The organism is Pseudoxanthomonas suwonensis (assembly GCF_010093235.1).
GTDB lineage: Bacteria > Pseudomonadota > Gammaproteobacteria > Xanthomonadales > Xanthomonadaceae > Pseudoxanthomonas > Pseudoxanthomonas suwonensis.
Window position 1 is genome coordinate 1 of sequence record NZ_PDWP01000033.1, and the last position, 16148, is coordinate 16148.

Below are 16148 nucleotides of genomic sequence, written 5' to 3' on the forward strand. Positions count from 1 at the left end.
GACCCCGCCACCACGCCCCGTACCGCCTTGCCCGCTGGCTGGCGCTGCTTGCCTTCGTCTCCTGCGCGGTGCAGGCGCAGGCGCTGCCGGATGCCTCGGCCGATGCGGCCGTGCGCTCGGCCATCGAGGCCGCCCAGCGCGGCCAGCCATTCGCCGCCAGTGCCGCGTTGCGCGCCGATCCGCGCTGGCCCTGGGTCGAGTACGCGCGCATCGCGCGCGACCTGGACCGGGCCGATCCGGCCGAGGTCCGCGCCTTCCTGCAGCGCTACGACGGCCAGCCGGTGGCCACGACGCTGCGTCCGCAGTGGCTGGCGTCGCTGGCCAGGCGCAGGCAGTGGGCGGACCTGCTCGCGGACTGGCGCCCGGTGGACGACACCGCGCTGCGTTGCGCGCGGCTGCACGCGCAGCACGAGCTGGGCCGCCATGGCCCGGACTGGAACGGCGAGGCGCAGGCGCTGTGGCGCAATGGCGAATCGCTGCCGGATGCCTGCGACCCCGTGTTCGCCGCCCTGGACAGGCGTGGCGGCCTCGATGCGGCGCTGCGCTGGGAACGCTTCGACCTCGCGGTCGAGGCGGGGCAGGCCGGCGTGATGCGCGCCGTAGCCCGTGGCCTGCGCGACTCCGCGCGGACCCTGGCCGAGGACTACGCGGCCTTCGTCCAGGCGCCGCATTCCCGCGCGGCGCAGTGGCCACGCGACGCGCGCAGCCGCAAGGTGGCCGTCGCCGGCCTGTCGAAGCTGGCGCGCAACGATCCCGATGCCGCCGAGCGCCAGCTCGCGCAGCTGGCCCCGGTGCTGGGGCTGGACCAGGGCGAGCGCGGCAAGGTGCTGTACCAGATCGCGCTGTGGACCGTGGCCTCCTACCTGCCCGACTCCGCGCGCCGCCTCGAGGCGGTGCCGGCCTCCGCCTACGACGAGCGCCTGCACGAGTGGCGGGTGCGCGAGGCCATGGCACGCGGCGACTGGAGCGCCGCGCTCGCCGCCCTGCGCAGGATGCCGCAGAAGCAGCGCGACGATCCGCGCTGGCAGTGGTTCGAGGCGCGGATGCTGGAGAAGACCGGACAGGCCACCGCGGCGCGCCCGCTGCTGGTGCAGGCCGCGCGCACGGCCACCTTCCATGGCTTCCTGGCCGCCGACCGCCTCGACCAGGCCTACGCGCTGTGCCCGTGGAAGCCCGCCGAGCCGGCCGGGCTGCGAGGGGAGGTCGCGCGCGACCCGGCGCTGGTCCGTGCGCTGTCGCTGTACCGGATCGAGCAGCCCACCTGGGCCACGCGCGAGTGGAACGACGCGCTCGGCCGCTTCGACGACGCGCGCCGGCGCGTCGCCGTCGCCCTGGCCCAGGAGGTGGGCTGGTTCGACCGCGCGGTGTTCTCGCTGGGTCGCGGCCCCGAGGAGCAACGCCTCTACGAGCTGCGCTTCCCGCTGCACCACGATGCCGACATCCGCGCCGCTGCCAGGCGCAACGGCCTGGATCCGGCCTGGATCGCGGCCGAGATCCGCGCCGAGAGCATCTTCAACCCCAAGGCGCGCTCCTCCGCCAACGCACGGGGACTGATGCAGCTGCTGCCGGCCACGGCCGCGGGCGTCGCCCGCCGCACCGGCCTGCGCTACGACGGCCCGGACAGCCTGTACGACTCCTCCACCAACATCGCCCTCGGCAGCGCCTACCTGCGCGAGATGGAGGACAAGTACGGCGCCACCTACCAGGCCATCGCCGCCTACAACGCCGGCCCCACGCCCACTGCGCGCTGGCTCTCCCAGCGCCCGTCGCACGATCCGGACCTGTGGATCGAGACCATCAGCTACAAGGAAACGCGCGATTACGTGGCGCGGGTGCTGGCCTTCAGCGTGATCTACGACTGGCGCCTCAACGGCGATGCCCTGCCGGTGACCCAGCGCATGCTCGGCCTCACCGCGGGCAAGCGCAAGGGCTTCGCCTGCCCGGCCGCGCCGGCCACGCAATAACCGGCCCCGGCCGCCGCGGCCCCAATGCGGGCCGCGGTACGATGCCGCGCATGGAGATCTATCTTGTCGGCGGCGCGGTCCGCGACGAACTGCTGGGCCAGGCGCCCGGCGACCGCGACTGGGTGGTGGTGGGCGCCACCCCGCAGCAGATGCTCGACGCCGGCTTCCGCCCGGTGGGGCGCGATTTCCCGGTGTTCCTGCATCCGGACACCGGCGAGGAGCACGCGCTGGCGCGCACCGAGCGCAAGAGCGGCCGCGGCCACCGTGGCTTCGTGGTCGATGCGGACCCTTCGGTGACGCTGGAGGAGGACCTGCAGCGCCGCGACTTCACCATCAACGCCATCGCGCGCGGCGGCGACGGCGTGCTGGTCGATCCCTACGGTGGTTTGCGCGACATCCAGGACCGCGTGCTGCGCCATGTCGGCCCGGCCTTCGTCGAAGACCCGCTGCGGGTGCTGCGGGCGGCCCGGTTCATGGCGCGGTTCGCGCCGCTGGGCTTCAGCGTCGCGCCGGAAACCATGGACCTGATGCGGCAGATGGTCGCCGAAGGCGAACTGGAGACGCTGGTGGCCGAGCGCGTGTGGCAGGAGCTGCGCAAGGCGCTGGCTTCGGCGCGCCCGTCGGCCTTCCTGTCCACCCTGCGCGGCTGCGGCGCCCTGGCCGTGGTGCTGCCGGAGGTCGACGCGCTGTACGGCGTGCCGCAGCGCGCGGAGTTCCATCCCGAGGTCGACACCGGCATCCACCAGGAGCTGGTCAGCGACATGGCCGCACGACTGGCGCCGGGTGACGACCTGGTCGGCTTCGCCGCGCTCACCCACGACCTCGGCAAGGCGCTGACCCCGGCCCACGTCCTGCCGAAGCACATCGGCCATGAGAGCGCCGGGCTTGGACCGCTGGCGAGGCTGTGCGAGCGCGTGCGCGTGCCCGCCGCGCACCGCAGGCTGGCCGAGGCCGTATGCCGCGAGCACCTCAACGTGCACCGCCTGGCCGAACTGCGCGATGCCACCGTCCTGGAGCTGCTGGAGCGCTGCGACGCCTTCCGCCAGCCGGCGCAGGTCGCCCGCATCGCGCTGTGCTGCGAGGCCGACAAGCGCGGACGCCTGGGCCACGAGGACGCGGAATACCCGCAGGGACCGGAGCTTCAGCGCCTACATGCGGCCGCACTGGCCGTGAACGCGCGCGACCTGGCGCTGGCCGGCAACCTCAGCGGCCCCGAGGTGGGGCGCGCGGTGCAGCGCGCCCGGGTGGAGGCGATCGCCGCCGCGCGCACCCTGCGGCGCCCGGGCGGATAGCGCGCCGCCCGCCGGCAGGCCATGTCGAATCCCCGCGTTTCCATCCGTCGCCATCCAGACGGGGCGCCCGCCCCGCCAACGAGGAGGAGAACGGCAATGGCCTACGTGGACGGTTTCGTGCTTCCGGTGCCGAAGGACCGGATTGAGGACTACCGCGCGCTGGCGGAAACCGCCGGCAGGATCTGGCTCGAGTACGGGGCGCTGGAGTACGTCGAATGCATCGCCGACGACGTCAAGTCCGGCGAGCTGACCTCGTTCCCGCAGGCGGTCCAGCTCCGGGACGACGAGGTGGTGGTGTTCGCCTGGATCCGCTACGCCTCGCGGGAGGACCGCGACCGCATCAATGCCGCGGTGACGGAGGATCCGCGCCTGGCCGGGATGGATCCGGCCACCCTGCCCTTCGATGGGAAACGCATGTTCTGGGGCGGCTTCAGGCCGCTGGTCCAGTACTGAAGGCGGTTGTCGCCGTCCCACCGCGCCCCGGCGCAGTTGGCGGGCGCGCACACGACCGGAGGAAACGGACATGCGGGTCATGGTGATGGTCAAGGCCTCCCCGAGCTCGGAGGCCGGCGTGATGCCCGACGCGCGGCTGCTGGCCGCGATGGGCCGCTACAACGAGGAGCTGGTCCGGGCCGGGGTGATGCTCGCCGGCGAGGGCCTGCATCCCAGCTCCAGGGGCGTGCGCGTGCAGTTCTCGGGCACCCGGCGCACGGTTACCGACGGACCGTTCGGCGAAACCCGCGAACTGGTCGCCGGCTTCTGGCTGTGGCAGGTGCGGTCGATGGAAGAGGCGATCGAGTGGGTGCGTCGCTGTCCCAACCCCATGCCCGAAGACAGCGAGATCGAGATCCGCCCGGTATTCGAGGCCGACGATTTCGGCGACGCCCTCACCCCCGAACTGCGCGAACGGGAGGAACGCCTGCGCCAGGTCGTCTCCGGGTGCGACGGGGCGCCGCCTGGATCGCCGCCGTCACGCGGCGGCCGCTAGGTCCCGGGGTCCTGCGCCGGAGGCGCCCCGGCGGGCGCCAGGCGCGCTTCGATCTGCCCGGCCAGGTCCGCGACCTCGCGCTCGATCGAGTCCTCGATCCGGCGGCTGAGGTCCGCGCCCCATTCGTAGGGCACCTGCATCGGGAACGCCGTTTCCAGGGTGCAGCCGGACCAGGTGAGGCGGTCGCGGTACGGTTCCAGCGCCAGCCTGATCCGGACCATCGCCAGCTGCAGCGCCTGGACCGCGTCGACGCCGTAGGCGTGCTTCCTGACCGGCCGCCCCAGCCCGGAAATGGCGAACCCGCAGCGCCAGTCGCCCTGGCCCGAGGCAGGATCCGGCTCGGGCATCCGGATGCCCACCGTGACCCGCGTATTGCCGGGCCCAAGCCACATGGTCCTTCGCGCGATCGTGCGCGACGCCCGGCCCTTGGTTTCCCTTGCAGTGGCCATGCCGTTACCCGCAGAAGATGGACCCGGCCAGTGGGCCGGCGCCGGGCTGAACCCCGGCTTTCGATCCCGCTATCCGCATCCTGCCGCGGCTAGCGCAACCAGCCGCTTCGACTGCCCCTCCAGGCCAGCCACGCAAGGGCGACGCCGATCACCAGCACCATGGCCTGCAGCGCCACCGCCACCGGTCCGGCCAGGCGTGCACCGTCCACCAGCACGAACATGGCCACGTCCTGCGCCACGATGCCCAGCAGGGAGGCGAGCAGCAGCGGCAGCGCCCATCGCCTGCGCAGCAGCAGGCCTAGCGAACCCAGCGCGCCGGCGGCGACCGCCACCGCTGTGGCGATGACGGCCCAGCCGGGGCGCGCCGCGTGCAGCGCCTGCTGCGCCTCGGGCAGGCGGGCGATGTCCCCGGGCGCCAGCCGCAGGTCCGCGAACAGGGCCAGGCAACCGAGCAGGTTCCACAGCAGCGCAGCCCACCCCACCAGCTTGAACCATCCCGGCACAGCAACCATCGCTTCGTCCTCCACGACAGGGTGACGGCCAGCGCCGAGGATACGCCCGTGCCACGCCCGCGCGATGCCGTGGTGCCGCAATGCCAGCGACGCCCCGCGCCACGCAGTCCGCTTAGTCGATGTGCCCGATGTCTCCGGGCAAACCGACCCAGGCGTGCCTGCGCACCTCGTACACCGATACCTGCGGCGGCGGGAACCCGGGATCCGCGAATACTCCCACCGGCACGCTCACCACGTCCGGGATCGAGTCCGGCACGAAGTACACCGTGGTGCCGCACTCCGGGCAGAAGTGGAAGCGGCACGAGCCGCCTTCGTCTCCGGTGCGCACGTACTGGTGGCTGCGTCCGCGGATCGCCACCGCCTGCGCCGGGAACCGGGCCTGCACCGCGAACGCGCTGCCGGAGCGGCGCTGGCAGGCCAAGCAATGGCAGATGGAGACGCGCAGTGGCTCGCCTTCGGCCACCAGGCCGAGCTGGCCACAGCTGCATTCGGCGGCGCGCCGTGGCACGGCTCCTGCCTGCGGCCGCTTGGACGGGATGTCTTCCGCATGGCGCCGCGCCAGGTATCCGGCAGTAGGTTGCAGCAGGTCCCACAGGTTGCCGTAAAGGTCGCGGAACACCGCCACCGTGCCATAGGTCTCGGTCTTCGGCTCGCGCACGAAGACGACGCCCTTGGCGCGGTAGGCCTCGTAGTCGCGCCAGAAGTCGTCGGTGTGCAGGAACAGGAACACGCGCCCACCGGTCTGTGCTCCGATCCGTGCCGCCTGTCCGGGGCTCGATGCGCGCGCCAGCAGCAGCCGGCTTTCGACGGCGCCCGGCGGCGACACCACCACCCAGCGCTTGTCCTGCTCCGGCACGCAGGTGTCCTCGACCAGGCGAAACCCCAGCCTGTCCACGAAGAACGCGATTGCCTCGTCGTAATCGCGCACGACCAGGGACACCAGCCCGAGCGACTGCCGCATGCCTCTGTGCCTCCTGCGATGGATGGAGACAGTCTAGGCCGCATCCGTGGCCGGTTCCGCGACCGGCTTCAGCCTATCCGTGGCCGCTGGCCGCGAGCTGCGCTTCGATCGCGGCCTTGTCGACCACCGACCACACGCGCGCGATCCTGTCCTGCGCGAACCCGTAGAAGACATTTTCGGAGAACCGGATCCTCCGTCCATCCACCGCCAGCCCAAGGAACCTGCCCTCCGGGGTGCAGTCGAACAGCAGCCGGGCGGCCACGTGCGGGGGCTGCACCACCAGCAGCCCGACCACGTAATGGAGATCCGGAATCGCGGCGACATCCTGCTCCAGCATCCGCCGGTATCCGGCCAGGCCCAGCGCCATCCCGTTGTGTTCGACCGCGCCGTCGACGAAGCGCCCCAGCGCGTCCCAGTCGCGGGCGTTCAGGCAGGCGATGTAGTCGCGATAGATCCGTTCGAGCCGGCCACTGTCCATCCGCCACCTCCGGGATACCGGAACAGGAATGGCATCGATCGCACGACTGGCGTGCAGGCCGCGTGCCCGGACCAGCCCGTGGCGCGGTGGTGGCGGGCGGAATCGCCCAGTGCGCTACGGCCGCTCCCAGTGCTCCTCGACGTTGGCCAGCACCTCGCAGTCGCAGTAGCCGCCGTGTTCTTCCAGCCACGGCAGCACGCGGTCGGGCTCGATCCCGCGCGAGGCGAGGAACTGCCGCGTGAATCGGAGCGAATGGTCGCAACCGTCGGCCAGCGCATCCTCCAGGTGGTCGAACAGCGCCCACAGCGTCTTCTTCGGCAGCGGAAGCGCGGCTTCCCTGGACGCACGCTGCCTGGCTTCGGCGGCGCGACGGAGTGCTTTCCTGCGTTCGGCTTCCTGGCGGTCCACCATGGTGCTTTCCTTCGTTCTTCCGATTGTTCCGTTGGCCGGCCGCAGCTCAGCCTGCGCGGGACACGACGTCCGGTGTTCCATGCAGCACGCGACCACCACCTCGTCCATGGTCGCCAGGGCCGAGGACCCGGACACGCGTCAATGGTCGACGTCCGTTCCCGGCGCTGCGCGCAGGCGCGGCGCCTCCGGGCACTGCACGAAGCCCCCTTCTTCCCCTTCGGGCAGTCGGGCCCAGGCCGCCAGGAACTCCCGACGACGAGATGCGCGAACGGCCGCCGGAAGCGCAGCTGGAAACGCCGGTCTCCACGGACGGCCCTTGCCGGTCGCCGGCGCGCAGCCCGGTCACTTCCGCGACCAGCACATCGCCATTGCATGCGCAGCGGTCCAGCGCTGGTCCGTCCATGGCTTCCGGTCCGCCACGCATCCCTGCTCCCCTGCCGGCAGGACCGGCATGCGCGGGGATGCTGCCGCGCCGCAGCCAGCCGGTCAACACGGCTTGTCGGACCAGACGCCGGCCTCGAGCACGATGCAGCGCACCACGCCGGGACATGCCGTGACATGTGCCGGTTGCCCCGGCAGCCGCGGGGTGGTGTGATCCTCCGCCGATGAGCCCGCATCCGCACCAGGTCGATATCTCCCGCACCATCGATGCCGTCTGGCGGATGGAATCGGCGCGCGTGATCGGCGGGCTGGTGCGGATGGTGCGCGACGTGGGCCTGGCCGAGGAGCTGGCCCAGGACGCGCTGGTCGCGGCGCTGGAACGATGGCCGGCCGATGGCGTGCCGGACAATCCCGGCGCCTGGCTGATGACCACCGCGCGAAACCGCGCCATCGACCGCCTGCGCCACCTGAAGCTGCGCGAGGAAAAGCACGTACAGGTCGCCTGGGAGCTGGAACAGCTGCAGGAGGACGTCGCAGCGCGCGAGGAGCACCTGCTCGACGACACCGTGGGCGACGACGTGCTGCGGCTGATGTTCATCGCCTGCCATCCGGTGCTGCCGCAGGATTCGCGCGTGGCGCTGACCCTGCGCCTGCTCGGCGGCCTGGAGACGGGCGAGATCGCGCGCGCGTTCCTGGCCAACGAAGCCACGATCGCGCAGCGCATCGTGCGCGCAAAGCGCACCCTGGCCGAGGCGAAGGTGCCGTTCGAGATCCCACGGCGCGAGGAGCTGCCGGAGCGGCTTTCGGCGGTGCTGGGCGTGGTCTACCTGGTCTTCAATGAGGGCTATGCCGCCAGCAGCGGCGATGACTGGATGCGGCCGGCGCTGTGCGAGGAAGCCATGCGGCTGGGTCGCGTACTGGCCGGGCTGATGCCGGAAGAGCCGGAGGTGCATGGCCTGGTCGCGCTGATGGAGCTGCAGGCTTCGCGCCTGCACGCGCGCAGCGGCCCGGATGGCGAACCGGTCCTGCTGATGGACCAGGACCGTTCGCGCTGGGACCGGCTGCTCATCGGCCGCGGGCTGGAAGCGCTGGAACGCGCGCAGCGCCTGGGTGGCGCATCCGGCTTCTACGCGCTGCAGGCCGCGATCGCCGCCTGCCACGCCCGCGCCCTGGCGCCGGAAGACACCGACTGGCAGCGGATCGTCGCCCTGTACGACGCCCTGGCGCGGCTGACCCAGTCCCCGGTGGTGGAGCTCAACCGCGCGGTGGCCGTGTCGATGGCATCCGGACCTGAAGCCGCCCTGCCGCTGGTCGATGCGCTGCTGGACGAGCCCAAGCTGTCCAGCTACCACCCGCTGCCCAGCGTGCATGGCGACCTGCTGTTCCGCCTCGGCCGGCTGGAGGAAGCGCGCGCGGAGTTCGAACGCGCGGCGGCGATGACCGGCAATGCCCGGGAACGCGAACTGTTGCTGGCGCGCGCCGCGCGTTGCCAGGCCTAGTCCCGCGGCTCAGATCTTCAGGTGCCAGCCGCGCCTGTCCATCCAGCGCACCACCGCCCACCAGCCGGCGACGAAGGCCAGCGCGAACGCCAGCGATGGCAGGTACGGGCCGAAGCGTGGCGTCATCCAGCCGGCGAAGGCGACGCGGTAGACCGGCTCCCACCAGCCGAGCCCGGCCAGCGCGTAGACCATCAATGCCGAACCCGCGTAGGCGGCGATCGCATTGACGCCGAACGCGCGGCCCAACGCGGGCCAGCCGCGCAGGTCCACCAGCACATACGACAAGGCCAGTGCCAGCAGCACCCAGCCGCCGCTCCACAGCACGTAGGACGGCGTCCACAGGTTCTTGTTCCAGGGCATCCATGGCGCGCAGGCAAGGCCCAACAGCAGCGCCAGCGCGGCCGCGCCCACCAGCCGCCGCAGCCGTCCATGACGCAGCCAGTCGCCGGCACGCAGGCCGAGGAGGGTCGTTGCCAGCGCGCCAAGCGTGCCGGGCAGGCCCTCCGGATCGTGGCCGCGGCCGGCCGCGTCGTGCTGGTACAGCCACGGACCCAGCAGCGCGTCGTCGATGCGGCTGGCGATGTTCGCGTAGGGCTCCAGCGTCCCACCGCCCAGCAGCAACGCCCACCAGCCAGCCAGCAGGCCCGCCAGCAGCAGCCACTGCGCGCGCGGCCGCAGGTACAGCGCCGCCGCGCCGGCGCCAAGGAAGCACAGGCCGATCCGCTGCAGCACGCCCCATGGCCGGTAATGCGGCAGGTCCAGCCACCACCAGGCCAGCAGGTGCAGCAACAGGCCCAGGCCGAGGATGCGCAGCGCGCGCACCGCCACCGCGCGCATCAGCACGACGCGGTCGCCGCCAGCCTCCGCGCGCGGTACCACGCCCAGCGCGATGGAAACCCCGACGACCGCCAGGAAGAACGGGAACACCAGGTCGGTCGGCGTGCAGCCGTGCCAGTCCGCGTGCAGCAGCGGCGCATACACGTGGCCCCAGTCGCCGGGATTGTTGACCAGCAGCATCGCCGCCACGGTCAGCCCGCGCAGGGCATCGACCGAGGCGAGGCGGCGGATGGCCCCCGTCGCCATGGTGCTCACCGGCACGCCGTGGCCATCGCGGGGTGCCGCTCAGGCGTCCGAAGCCACGCCGGCGACCCAGGTCGCCTGCACCTGGAGCGCCTCGTCGAGCAGCACCAGGTCGCCCTGCCAGCCCGGGGCGATGCGGCCCAGGCGCGATTCCAGGCCGAGGAAACGCGCCGGATAGGTCGAAGCCATGCGTGCGGCCTCCTCCAGCGGCAGGCCCAGCAGCCGCACCGTGTTGCGCACCGCGGTGGCCATGTCCAGGGCCGAACCCGCGAGCGCGCCGGCGGCATTGCGCACCACGCCATCCACCGCGGTGATGGTCTCGCCGTACAGCTCGAACGAGGGGTCGTCCGAACCGACCATCGGCATCGCATCGGTGACCAGGAACAGGGTGCCGCGCGGCTTGGCCGCCAGCGCCACGCGCAGGCTGGCCGGATGCACGTGCACGCCGTCGACGATCATCCCGCAATAGGCCTCGCGGCTTTCCAGCGCGGCGCCGACCGTACCGGGCTCCCGCCCCTGCAGTGGCGACATCGCGTTGTACAGGTGGGTGAAGCCGCGCACGCCGGCCTCCAGGCCGGCGCGGATCTGCTCGTAGGTGCCGGCGGTGTGTCCGGCGCAGACGATGGTCCCGCGCGCGACCATGGCGCGGATGGCGTCCGCCGGCACCTGCTCCGGGGCCAGGGTGACCAGGGTGACTCCGTTGTCCAGCGAGGTGGCCATGGCCAGTTCGGCCGCATCCGGCACGCGGAAGCGCGCCGCATCGTGCGTGCCCTTGCGCGCCGGCGCCAGGTACGGGCCTTCCAGGTGGATGCCCAGCACCCCGGGCACGCCTGCGGCGATGGCCTCGCGCGTGCCGGCGATGGCGCGCTCCATCACCTCGGCGGTGTCGCTGATCAGGGTCGGCAGGAAGCTGGTGGGGCCGTAGCGGCGGTGCGCGCGGCCGATGGCGTCGATCGCCTCGGGACGGGTGTCGTTGTTGAACAGCACGCCGCCGCCGCCGTTGACCTGCACGTCGATGAAGCCGGGCAGCAGCCAGCCGCCGCCGAGGTCCCGCACCTTGCCGGCCTCGATCCGCGCCTGGCCCTCGGGCACCAGCGCCTGGATGCGCCCACTGCCGTCCAGCAGCACCGCCACGTCGTCATGGAAGCCGTCGTCCAGCAGGACGCGGCCGTTCACCAGGGCCTGGGTGGCCATCACACCGTCTCCGTGACCTTGTTGAGATGCGGCGGCAGGTCGGGGTTGTGCCCGCGCCGCAGTGCCAGCGCGTTGGCCGCGCGATAGAAACTCTGCACCACCAGCAGCGGCGCCAGCGCCGGATCCGGCGCGGCCGCCAGCGGCAACACCGTGCCGGCGCCGCACTGCGGCGCATCGGCCGACGCCAGCCAGACCTGGGCACCGCGTTCGTGGAACTGCACGGCCGCGGCCGCGGCGTCGGCGCCGGTGGCGTCGGGCTGGGCGAAGGCCAGTACCGGGAAGCCGGGGCCGACCAGGGCCATCGGACCGTGCCGCACCTCGGCCGAACTGTAGGCTTCGGCATGCAGGCCGCAGGTTTCCTTGAACTTGAGCGCCGCCTCCTGGGCGGCGGCCAGGCCCAGGCCGCGGCCGAGGACGAACAGGTTGCGCGCATCGGCCAGGCCGTCGACCAGCGCAGACCAGTCCTGCGCCCAGGCATTGGCCATCGCTTCCGGCAACGCGTCGAGCGCGCGCAGCAACGCCGCGTCCCCGCTCCAGTGCGCCACCAGCTGGGCGGTGGCCGAAAGCGAGGCCAGGTAGCTCTTGGTCGCCGCCACGCTGCGCTCCGGCCCGGCGCCCAGCGGCAGCACCGCGTCGGCCAGCGCCGCCAGCGGCGAGTCCTCGACGTTGACCAGTGCCACCACGCGTGCGCCGGCGGCGCGCGCGGCCTCGGCATTGCGCAGCAGGTCGGGGCTGCGCCCGGACTGCGAGATCGCCAGGAACAGCGCCCCGCGCAGCTGCAGCGGTGCTGCATAGACCGAGCCCACCGAAGGCGCCAGCGATGCGGTCACCACGCCCAGCCGGGTCTCGACCAGGTACTTGGCATAGGTGGCGGCATGGTCGGAGCTGCCGCGCGCGCAGGTGGCCACGAACGGCGGCGGCGCGGCGCGCAGTTCCGCGGCCAGGGCGGCCACGGCGTCATGGTTGCGGCGCAGCTGCGCGGCAACCACCTCGGCCGCCTGCGCGGCCTCGCGGAACATCAGGGTCTGGTCTTGCGCGGGCAGGGCCATGGTCATGCTTCGTCGGAGGAAGGCGAAGGCGCGCGCGGCCGTTGCAGTGGCGCCGGTCCGGTGGAGCCGCGCACCACCAGCTGCGGCACGAAGCCGCGGTTGGACAGGCCCAGCGGATGCTCCTCGTAGGCGTCCTGGCGCAGGCTGCCGATCAGCAGCCGCGCCGCGTGCCGGGCGATGTCCTCGGTGGCCTGCTTGGCGGTGGTCAATGCCGGCCACGACTGGCGCGAGAAGGGGCTGTCCTCGAACCCGGCGATGGACAGGTCGTAGGGCACGTTGAGGCCCACCGACTTGGCCGCGGCCAGCACGCCGGCGGCGATCTCGTCGTTGGAGCCGAAGATCGCCGTGGGCGGCTCGCGCAACGCCAGCAGCCGTCGCGCACCGCGGAAGCCGTCGTCGAAGGTGTAGTCGCCGGGGATCACCAGGTGCTTGTCCAGGGTGATGCCGTAGTCGTTCAGCGCCGCCTCGTAGCCGGCGTAGCGCTCGCCCGAGGAGCGGTGCTGCGGCCCGCCCCAGAGGAAACCGATGCGCTGGTGGCCTAGCTGGATCAGGTGTTCGGTGATTTCGTAGGCGGCGTCGCGGTCGTCGATATGCACGCAGGGACCATCGCCCGGGTCCTCGGTGGCGGCGATGATCCGCACGACGCGGATGCCACGCGCCACCAGCGCCGCCACCAGGTCGGCGCGCTCGGACATCGGCGCGGTCAGCACCAGGCCGGCCAGCCGCGAGCGCTGCACCAGCTCCGCCAGTTCCTCGGCAAGCAGCGGCGAGGTCGAGTCGCAGGGATGGATCTGCAGGCCGAAGCCGGTCTCCCTGCAGGCCGCCAGCACGCCGTTCTGCACGGCGATGATGTGGTACGGGTTGGGGTTGTCGTACACCAGCCCGATCACGAAGGGGGTGCCGCTGCGCAGGTTGCGTGCGGTGGCGTCCGGCTCGTAGTCCAGTTCGGCGATGGCGGCCAGCACCCGCGAGCGGGTCGCCTGCATCACCGAAGGCTCGTTGTTGATTACACGTGACACGGTCTTGAGCGACACCTTCGCCCGCTCGGCGACATCCTTGATCGTGGGTCTGCGCATGCCTTCCGTCGTCCTCCTGGAAACCGCGTCCATGATGCGCGATCAGCGACCGGCGCGGAGCCCGGCGCGGTGTCCGTGCAGGGCGTAGTACAGGATGTACAGGTAGCAGGGCACGCCCAGGCCGGCGAACACCCACTGGAAGTCGAAGTGCTGCTTGAGCACCGCGAACGCCTGCGGGATGACCGCGCCGCCGGCGATGCCCATGATCAGCAGCGCCGAACCGGTCTCGGTGAAGCGGCCCAGGCCACGGATCGCCAGCGGGAAGATCGCCGGCCACATCATCGCGTTGGCGAAGCCGAGGGCGGCCACGAAGCCGACCGAGACGTAGCCATGGGTCAGCAGCGCCCCGAGCGAGAGCAGCACGCCCAGCACCGCCGACACGCTCAGCCAGCGCTCCTGGGTGAACACCCGCGGGATCAGCGCCAGGCCGGCCAGGTAGCCCAGCAGCATCGCCGCCAGGGTGAAGGAGGTGAAGAACTTGGTCTGGTCCAGCGGCAGGTGGAAGGCGTGGCCATAGGTACCGATCGCATCGCCGGCCAGCACCTCCACGCCGACGTAGGCGAACAGGCAGGCCACGCCCAGCCACAGGTGCGGGAAGGCGAAGATGCTCCTGGGGCCATCACTGCCCGCACGTACCGGCGTGGCATTGGCCTGCTCGCTGCGCAGCTCCGGCAGCGGCGAGAACAGTACCGCCACCGCGACCAGCAGCAGCACGCCGGCCATGCACAGGTACGGGAGGTGGATGCGTACCGCGAAGCTCTCCAGCAGGCGCGCGCGCAGCGCCGGATCGGCGGCCTCGACCTGCGCCGCCAGGTCGCCGATGCCGTGCAGCACCAGCGATCCCAGCAGCACCGGCGCGAGGATGCCGGCGATCTTGTTGCAGATTCCCATCAGCGCGATGCGCCGGGCGGCGGTGTCGATCGGGCCCAGGATCGAGATGTAGGGATTGACCGCGGTCTGCAGCAGCGCCAGTCCGCCGCCGATGACGAACAGCCCGCCCAGCGCGCCGCCGAACCAGCGCCGGGTGGCGAACTCGCCGAACAGCGCCGCGCCCGCGGCCATCACCGCCAGGCTCAGCGCCAGGCCCTTCTTCAGGCCGGTGCGGCGCAGGATCCACGAGGCCGGCAGGGCGAGGAAGAAGTACGAGAGGTAGAACACCATCAGCACCAGGAACGCGGCGATCTCGCTCACGTCGAAGGCCAGCTTGACGAAGGTGATCAGCGGCCCGTTGATCCAGGTGAAGAAGCCGATGATGAAGAACAGGCCGCCCACGATCGCGATCGAGGTGGCATGGCTGGAGCGCGCTGGTGCGGCGGTGGTCGCGGACATCGAAAAACCTCCCCGGTCTGGATGCCGTTCCCGCGCAGCCCCCGGCCATGCCCTGGCCCGGCGGGAGGGAACAACGTTGTCACATTCTTTCCGCGGATGTTGCCCGCATGTCAACCGCGGCGTGCCCCCGCCGGCGCAGTCCCGGTGCTGCCGCGCAACATGCGCGCGCCACGGCGAAATCCCCTGTTTTTAGCTGAATACGAAAGAATGCCGGGAGACAGCCGCGGATCCGGCGCCGGCCCGGCAGCCCTGCCCCGGGCACTCCCGGACGATTGTTGACATCGTTGTCAAGATGCCCCAAGACTCGGGCCGTCCGGTGGGCGTCCGGATGGCCGCCCACGCCACCACACGGGAATCAAGCGTGACCGCACCAACCCATACCCGCACCGCGCCGTTCATCGCCGCCGACGTCGGCGGCACCCACGTGCGCATGAGCCTGGTCGCCGTCGACGGCGAAGGGGCCACGCCGCAGGTGCTGGCCTACAGCAAGTTCCGTTGCTCCGACTACGCCAGCCTCGCCGACATCGTGCGCGAGTTCATCGCCAGCCTTGGCCGGCATCCGGTTTCGGTGGCCGTGATCGCCAGCGCCGGCTATCCGCTGGCCGATGGGACCGTGATCACCAACAACCTGCCCTGGCCGCTCTCGCCGAGGGAATTGCGCGAGGACCTCGGCCTGCAGGCCGTGCACGTGATCAACGACTTCGAAGCCGTGGCCAATGCGGTGGGCCACCTCGGCTCCAGCGAGGTGCTGCAGCTCAGCGGTCCGGCCCAGGCCGCACCGGGACCGCTGCTGGTGCTGGGTCCGGGTACCGGCCTGGGCGCCGCCGTGTGGATCCCGCGCGGCAAGGGCGGCGTGGTCCTGGCCACCGAAGCCGGCCAGGCGGCACTGGCGGTGGGCACGGAACTGGAGATGCGGCTGCTGCAGCACATGCTCGGCGAGCGCAGCCATGTGCCGATCGAGCATGCCCTGTCCGGACCCGGGCTGCTGCACCTCTACCAGGCCCTGTGCGCGCTGCGCGGCACGGCGCCAGTGCACGCCCAGCCGGGCGACATCACCACCGCGGCGATCGACGGCGCCGACCCGCTGGCATGCGAGGCGCTGGAGATGTTCTGCGGCCTGCTCGGCAGCACGGTGGGCGACATGGCCCTGCTGTACGGGGTGCAGGGCGTCTACCTGGCCGGCGGGATCCTGCCGCAGATCCGCGGTTTCCTGGCCAGCAGCAGCTTCCGCGCGCGCTTCCTCAACAAGGGATCGATGCGCGAGGCGCTGGAGCGGGTCTCGGTAAAGCTCGTCGAGCACGGGCAGCTGGGCGTGATCGGCGCCGCCAGCTGGTACCTGGGCTCGGGATTGCTGGAGCAGTAAACGGGACGGCGCCGGACACGCCGTGGAGTTCGTGCCGCGGAGCCGTCCGGTCGTTGCGTCCGTCGCACCTGATGCAGTTCTTGCCGGCCTTCCGGCCCAACCAGAACCAGTGATGGGAGAGA

Annotated in this window: 16 protein-coding genes and 1 pseudogene; 6 read left to right on the forward strand and 11 right to left on the reverse strand. The window is 71.9% G+C overall.

Annotation, left to right across the window (positions count from 1 at the left end; translation table 11 throughout):
* Positions 1 to 38: 38 nt before the first annotated feature.
* The 4 genes from CSC68_RS14020 (at position 39) to CSC68_RS14035 (ending at position 4244) form a co-directional block, all read left to right on the forward strand.
* Complete coding sequence (locus CSC68_RS14020) at positions 39 to 1964, forward strand: transglycosylase SLT domain-containing protein (RefSeq protein WP_425501262.1); 1926 nt, start codon at positions 39 to 41, stop codon at positions 1962 to 1964.
* A 50-nt stretch (positions 1965 to 2014) separates the two neighbouring features.
* Positions 2015 to 3256, forward strand: coding sequence for a multifunctional CCA addition/repair protein (locus CSC68_RS14025; RefSeq protein WP_162204233.1), 1242 nt, complete (start codon positions 2015 to 2017; stop codon positions 3254 to 3256).
* Between the two features lie 96 nt (positions 3257 to 3352).
* Positions 3353 to 3709, forward strand: a complete 357-nt coding sequence (locus CSC68_RS14030) for a DUF1428 domain-containing protein (RefSeq protein ID WP_162204234.1) — start codon at positions 3353 to 3355, stop codon at positions 3707 to 3709.
* 70 nt (positions 3710 to 3779) lie between these two features.
* Positions 3780 to 4244 (forward strand): YciI family protein, encoded by a 465-nt coding sequence (locus CSC68_RS14035; protein WP_162204235.1) that lies wholly within the window; start codon positions 3780 to 3782, stop codon positions 4242 to 4244.
* Here the strand turns inward: CSC68_RS14035 and CSC68_RS14040 are convergent.
* The 6 genes and pseudogenes from CSC68_RS14040 to CSC68_RS15985 all read right to left on the reverse strand — a co-directional run bounded on the left by CSC68_RS14040 (position 4241) and on the right by CSC68_RS15985 (position 7055).
* Positions 4241 to 4636, reverse strand: a complete 396-nt coding sequence (locus tag CSC68_RS14040) for a DUF6968 family protein (RefSeq protein WP_162204236.1) — start codon at positions 4634 to 4636, stop codon at positions 4241 to 4243. The genes CSC68_RS14035 and CSC68_RS14040 overlap by 4 nt on opposite strands.
* 146 nt (positions 4637 to 4782) lie before the next feature.
* The gene (locus tag CSC68_RS14045; RefSeq protein ID WP_162204237.1) at positions 4783 to 5205 is read right to left on the reverse strand and encodes a hypothetical protein; all 423 of its coding nucleotides are present in this window, start codon (positions 5203 to 5205) and stop codon (positions 4783 to 4785) included.
* A 112-nt stretch (positions 5206 to 5317) separates the two neighbouring features.
* Positions 5318 to 5713: a GFA family protein gene (locus CSC68_RS14050; RefSeq protein ID WP_162204259.1), complete on the reverse strand. Its 396-nt coding sequence runs from the start codon at positions 5711 to 5713 to the stop codon at positions 5318 to 5320.
* Between the two features lie 66 nt (positions 5714 to 5779).
* A pseudogene (locus CSC68_RS14055) lies at positions 5780 to 6166 on the reverse strand (VOC family protein); the annotation flags it as partial.
* 73 nt (positions 6167 to 6239) lie between these two features.
* Entirely contained in the window at positions 6240 to 6644 is a 405-nt protein-coding gene (locus CSC68_RS14060) for an ester cyclase (protein ID WP_162204238.1), read from the reverse strand.
* Between the two features lie 114 nt (positions 6645 to 6758).
* The gene (locus CSC68_RS15985) at positions 6759 to 7055 is read right to left on the reverse strand and encodes a DUF2695 domain-containing protein (RefSeq protein WP_246193594.1); all 297 of its coding nucleotides are present in this window, start codon (positions 7053 to 7055) and stop codon (positions 6759 to 6761) included.
* Between the two features lie 605 nt (positions 7056 to 7660).
* Here CSC68_RS15985 and CSC68_RS14070 point away from each other — a divergent pair.
* Positions 7661 to 8935, forward strand: a complete 1275-nt coding sequence (locus CSC68_RS14070; RefSeq protein WP_162204239.1) for an RNA polymerase sigma factor — start codon at positions 7661 to 7663, stop codon at positions 8933 to 8935.
* 9 nt (positions 8936 to 8944) lie between these two features.
* Here CSC68_RS14070 and CSC68_RS14075 read toward each other — a convergent pair whose 3' ends face one another.
* The 5 genes from CSC68_RS14075 to CSC68_RS14095 are packed head-to-tail and all read right to left on the reverse strand — an operon-like array spanning position 8945 to position 14663.
* The gene (locus tag CSC68_RS14075; protein WP_211365763.1) at positions 8945 to 10018 is read right to left on the reverse strand and encodes an acyltransferase family protein; all 1074 of its coding nucleotides are present in this window, start codon (positions 10016 to 10018) and stop codon (positions 8945 to 8947) included.
* Positions 10019 to 10057: 39 nt separating this feature from the next.
* Entirely contained in the window at positions 10058 to 11209 is a 1152-nt protein-coding gene (gene nagA / locus CSC68_RS14080; protein ID WP_162204240.1) for an N-acetylglucosamine-6-phosphate deacetylase, read from the reverse strand.
* Positions 11209 to 12258, reverse strand: a complete 1050-nt coding sequence (locus CSC68_RS14085) for an SIS domain-containing protein (protein WP_162204241.1) — start codon at positions 12256 to 12258, stop codon at positions 11209 to 11211. Before CSC68_RS14085 ends, nagA begins: the two co-directional genes overlap by 1 nt.
* A 2-nt stretch (positions 12259 to 12260) precedes the next feature.
* On the reverse strand, positions 12261 to 13334 hold the full coding sequence (locus CSC68_RS14090; RefSeq protein WP_162204242.1) for a LacI family DNA-binding transcriptional regulator: 1074 nt from the start codon (positions 13332 to 13334) through the stop codon (positions 12261 to 12263).
* A 42-nt stretch (positions 13335 to 13376) separates the two neighbouring features.
* Entirely contained in the window at positions 13377 to 14663 is a 1287-nt protein-coding gene (locus tag CSC68_RS14095) for a sugar MFS transporter (RefSeq protein ID WP_162204243.1), read from the reverse strand.
* A 328-nt stretch (positions 14664 to 14991) separates the two neighbouring features.
* Here CSC68_RS14095 and CSC68_RS14100 point away from each other — a divergent pair, with 328 nt between their 5' ends.
* A complete protein-coding gene (locus CSC68_RS14100) occupies positions 14992 to 16026 on the forward strand; it encodes a glucokinase (protein ID WP_425501263.1) in 1035 nt (344 codons plus the stop codon).
* Positions 16027 to 16148 lie beyond the last annotated feature (122 nt).

Coding starts and splice junctions, on each gene's coding strand:
- CSC68_RS14025 (WP_162204233.1), top strand. CDS start 2,015: ATGGAGATCTATCTTGTCGGCGGCGCGGTCCGCGACGAACTGCTGGGC.
- CSC68_RS14030 (WP_162204234.1), top strand. CDS start 3,353: ATGGCCTACGTGGACGGTTTCGTGCTTCCGGTGCCGAAGGACCGGATT.
- CSC68_RS14035 (WP_162204235.1), top strand. CDS start 3,780: ATGCGGGTCATGGTGATGGTCAAGGCCTCCCCGAGCTCGGAGGCCGGC.
- CSC68_RS14040 (WP_162204236.1), bottom strand. CDS start 4,636: ATGTGGCTTGGGCCCGGCAATACGCGGGTCACGGTGGGCATCCGGATG.
- CSC68_RS14045 (WP_162204237.1), bottom strand. CDS start 5,205: ATGGTTGCTGTGCCGGGATGGTTCAAGCTGGTGGGGTGGGCTGCGCTG.
- CSC68_RS14060 (WP_162204238.1), bottom strand. CDS start 6,644: ATGGACAGTGGCCGGCTCGAACGGATCTATCGCGACTACATCGCCTGC.
- CSC68_RS15985 (WP_246193594.1), bottom strand. CDS start 7,055: ATGGTGGACCGCCAGGAAGCCGAACGCAGGAAAGCACTCCGTCGCGCC.
- CSC68_RS14070 (WP_162204239.1), top strand. CDS start 7,661: ATGAGCCCGCATCCGCACCAGGTCGATATCTCCCGCACCATCGATGCC.
- CSC68_RS14075 (WP_211365763.1), bottom strand. CDS start 10,018: ATGGCGACGGGGGCCATCCGCCGCCTCGCCTCGGTCGATGCCCTGCGC.
- nagA (WP_162204240.1), bottom strand. CDS start 11,209: ATGGCCACCCAGGCCCTGGTGAACGGCCGCGTCCTGCTGGACGACGGC.
- CSC68_RS14085 (WP_162204241.1), bottom strand. CDS start 12,258: ATGGCCCTGCCCGCGCAAGACCAGACCCTGATGTTCCGCGAGGCCGCG.
- CSC68_RS14090 (WP_162204242.1), bottom strand. CDS start 13,334: ATGCGCAGACCCACGATCAAGGATGTCGCCGAGCGGGCGAAGGTGTCG.
- CSC68_RS14095 (WP_162204243.1), bottom strand. CDS start 14,663: ATGTCCGCGACCACCGCCGCACCAGCGCGCTCCAGCCATGCCACCTCG.
- CSC68_RS14100 (WP_425501263.1), top strand. CDS start 14,992: ATGGCCGCCCACGCCACCACACGGGAATCAAGCGTGACCGCACCAACC.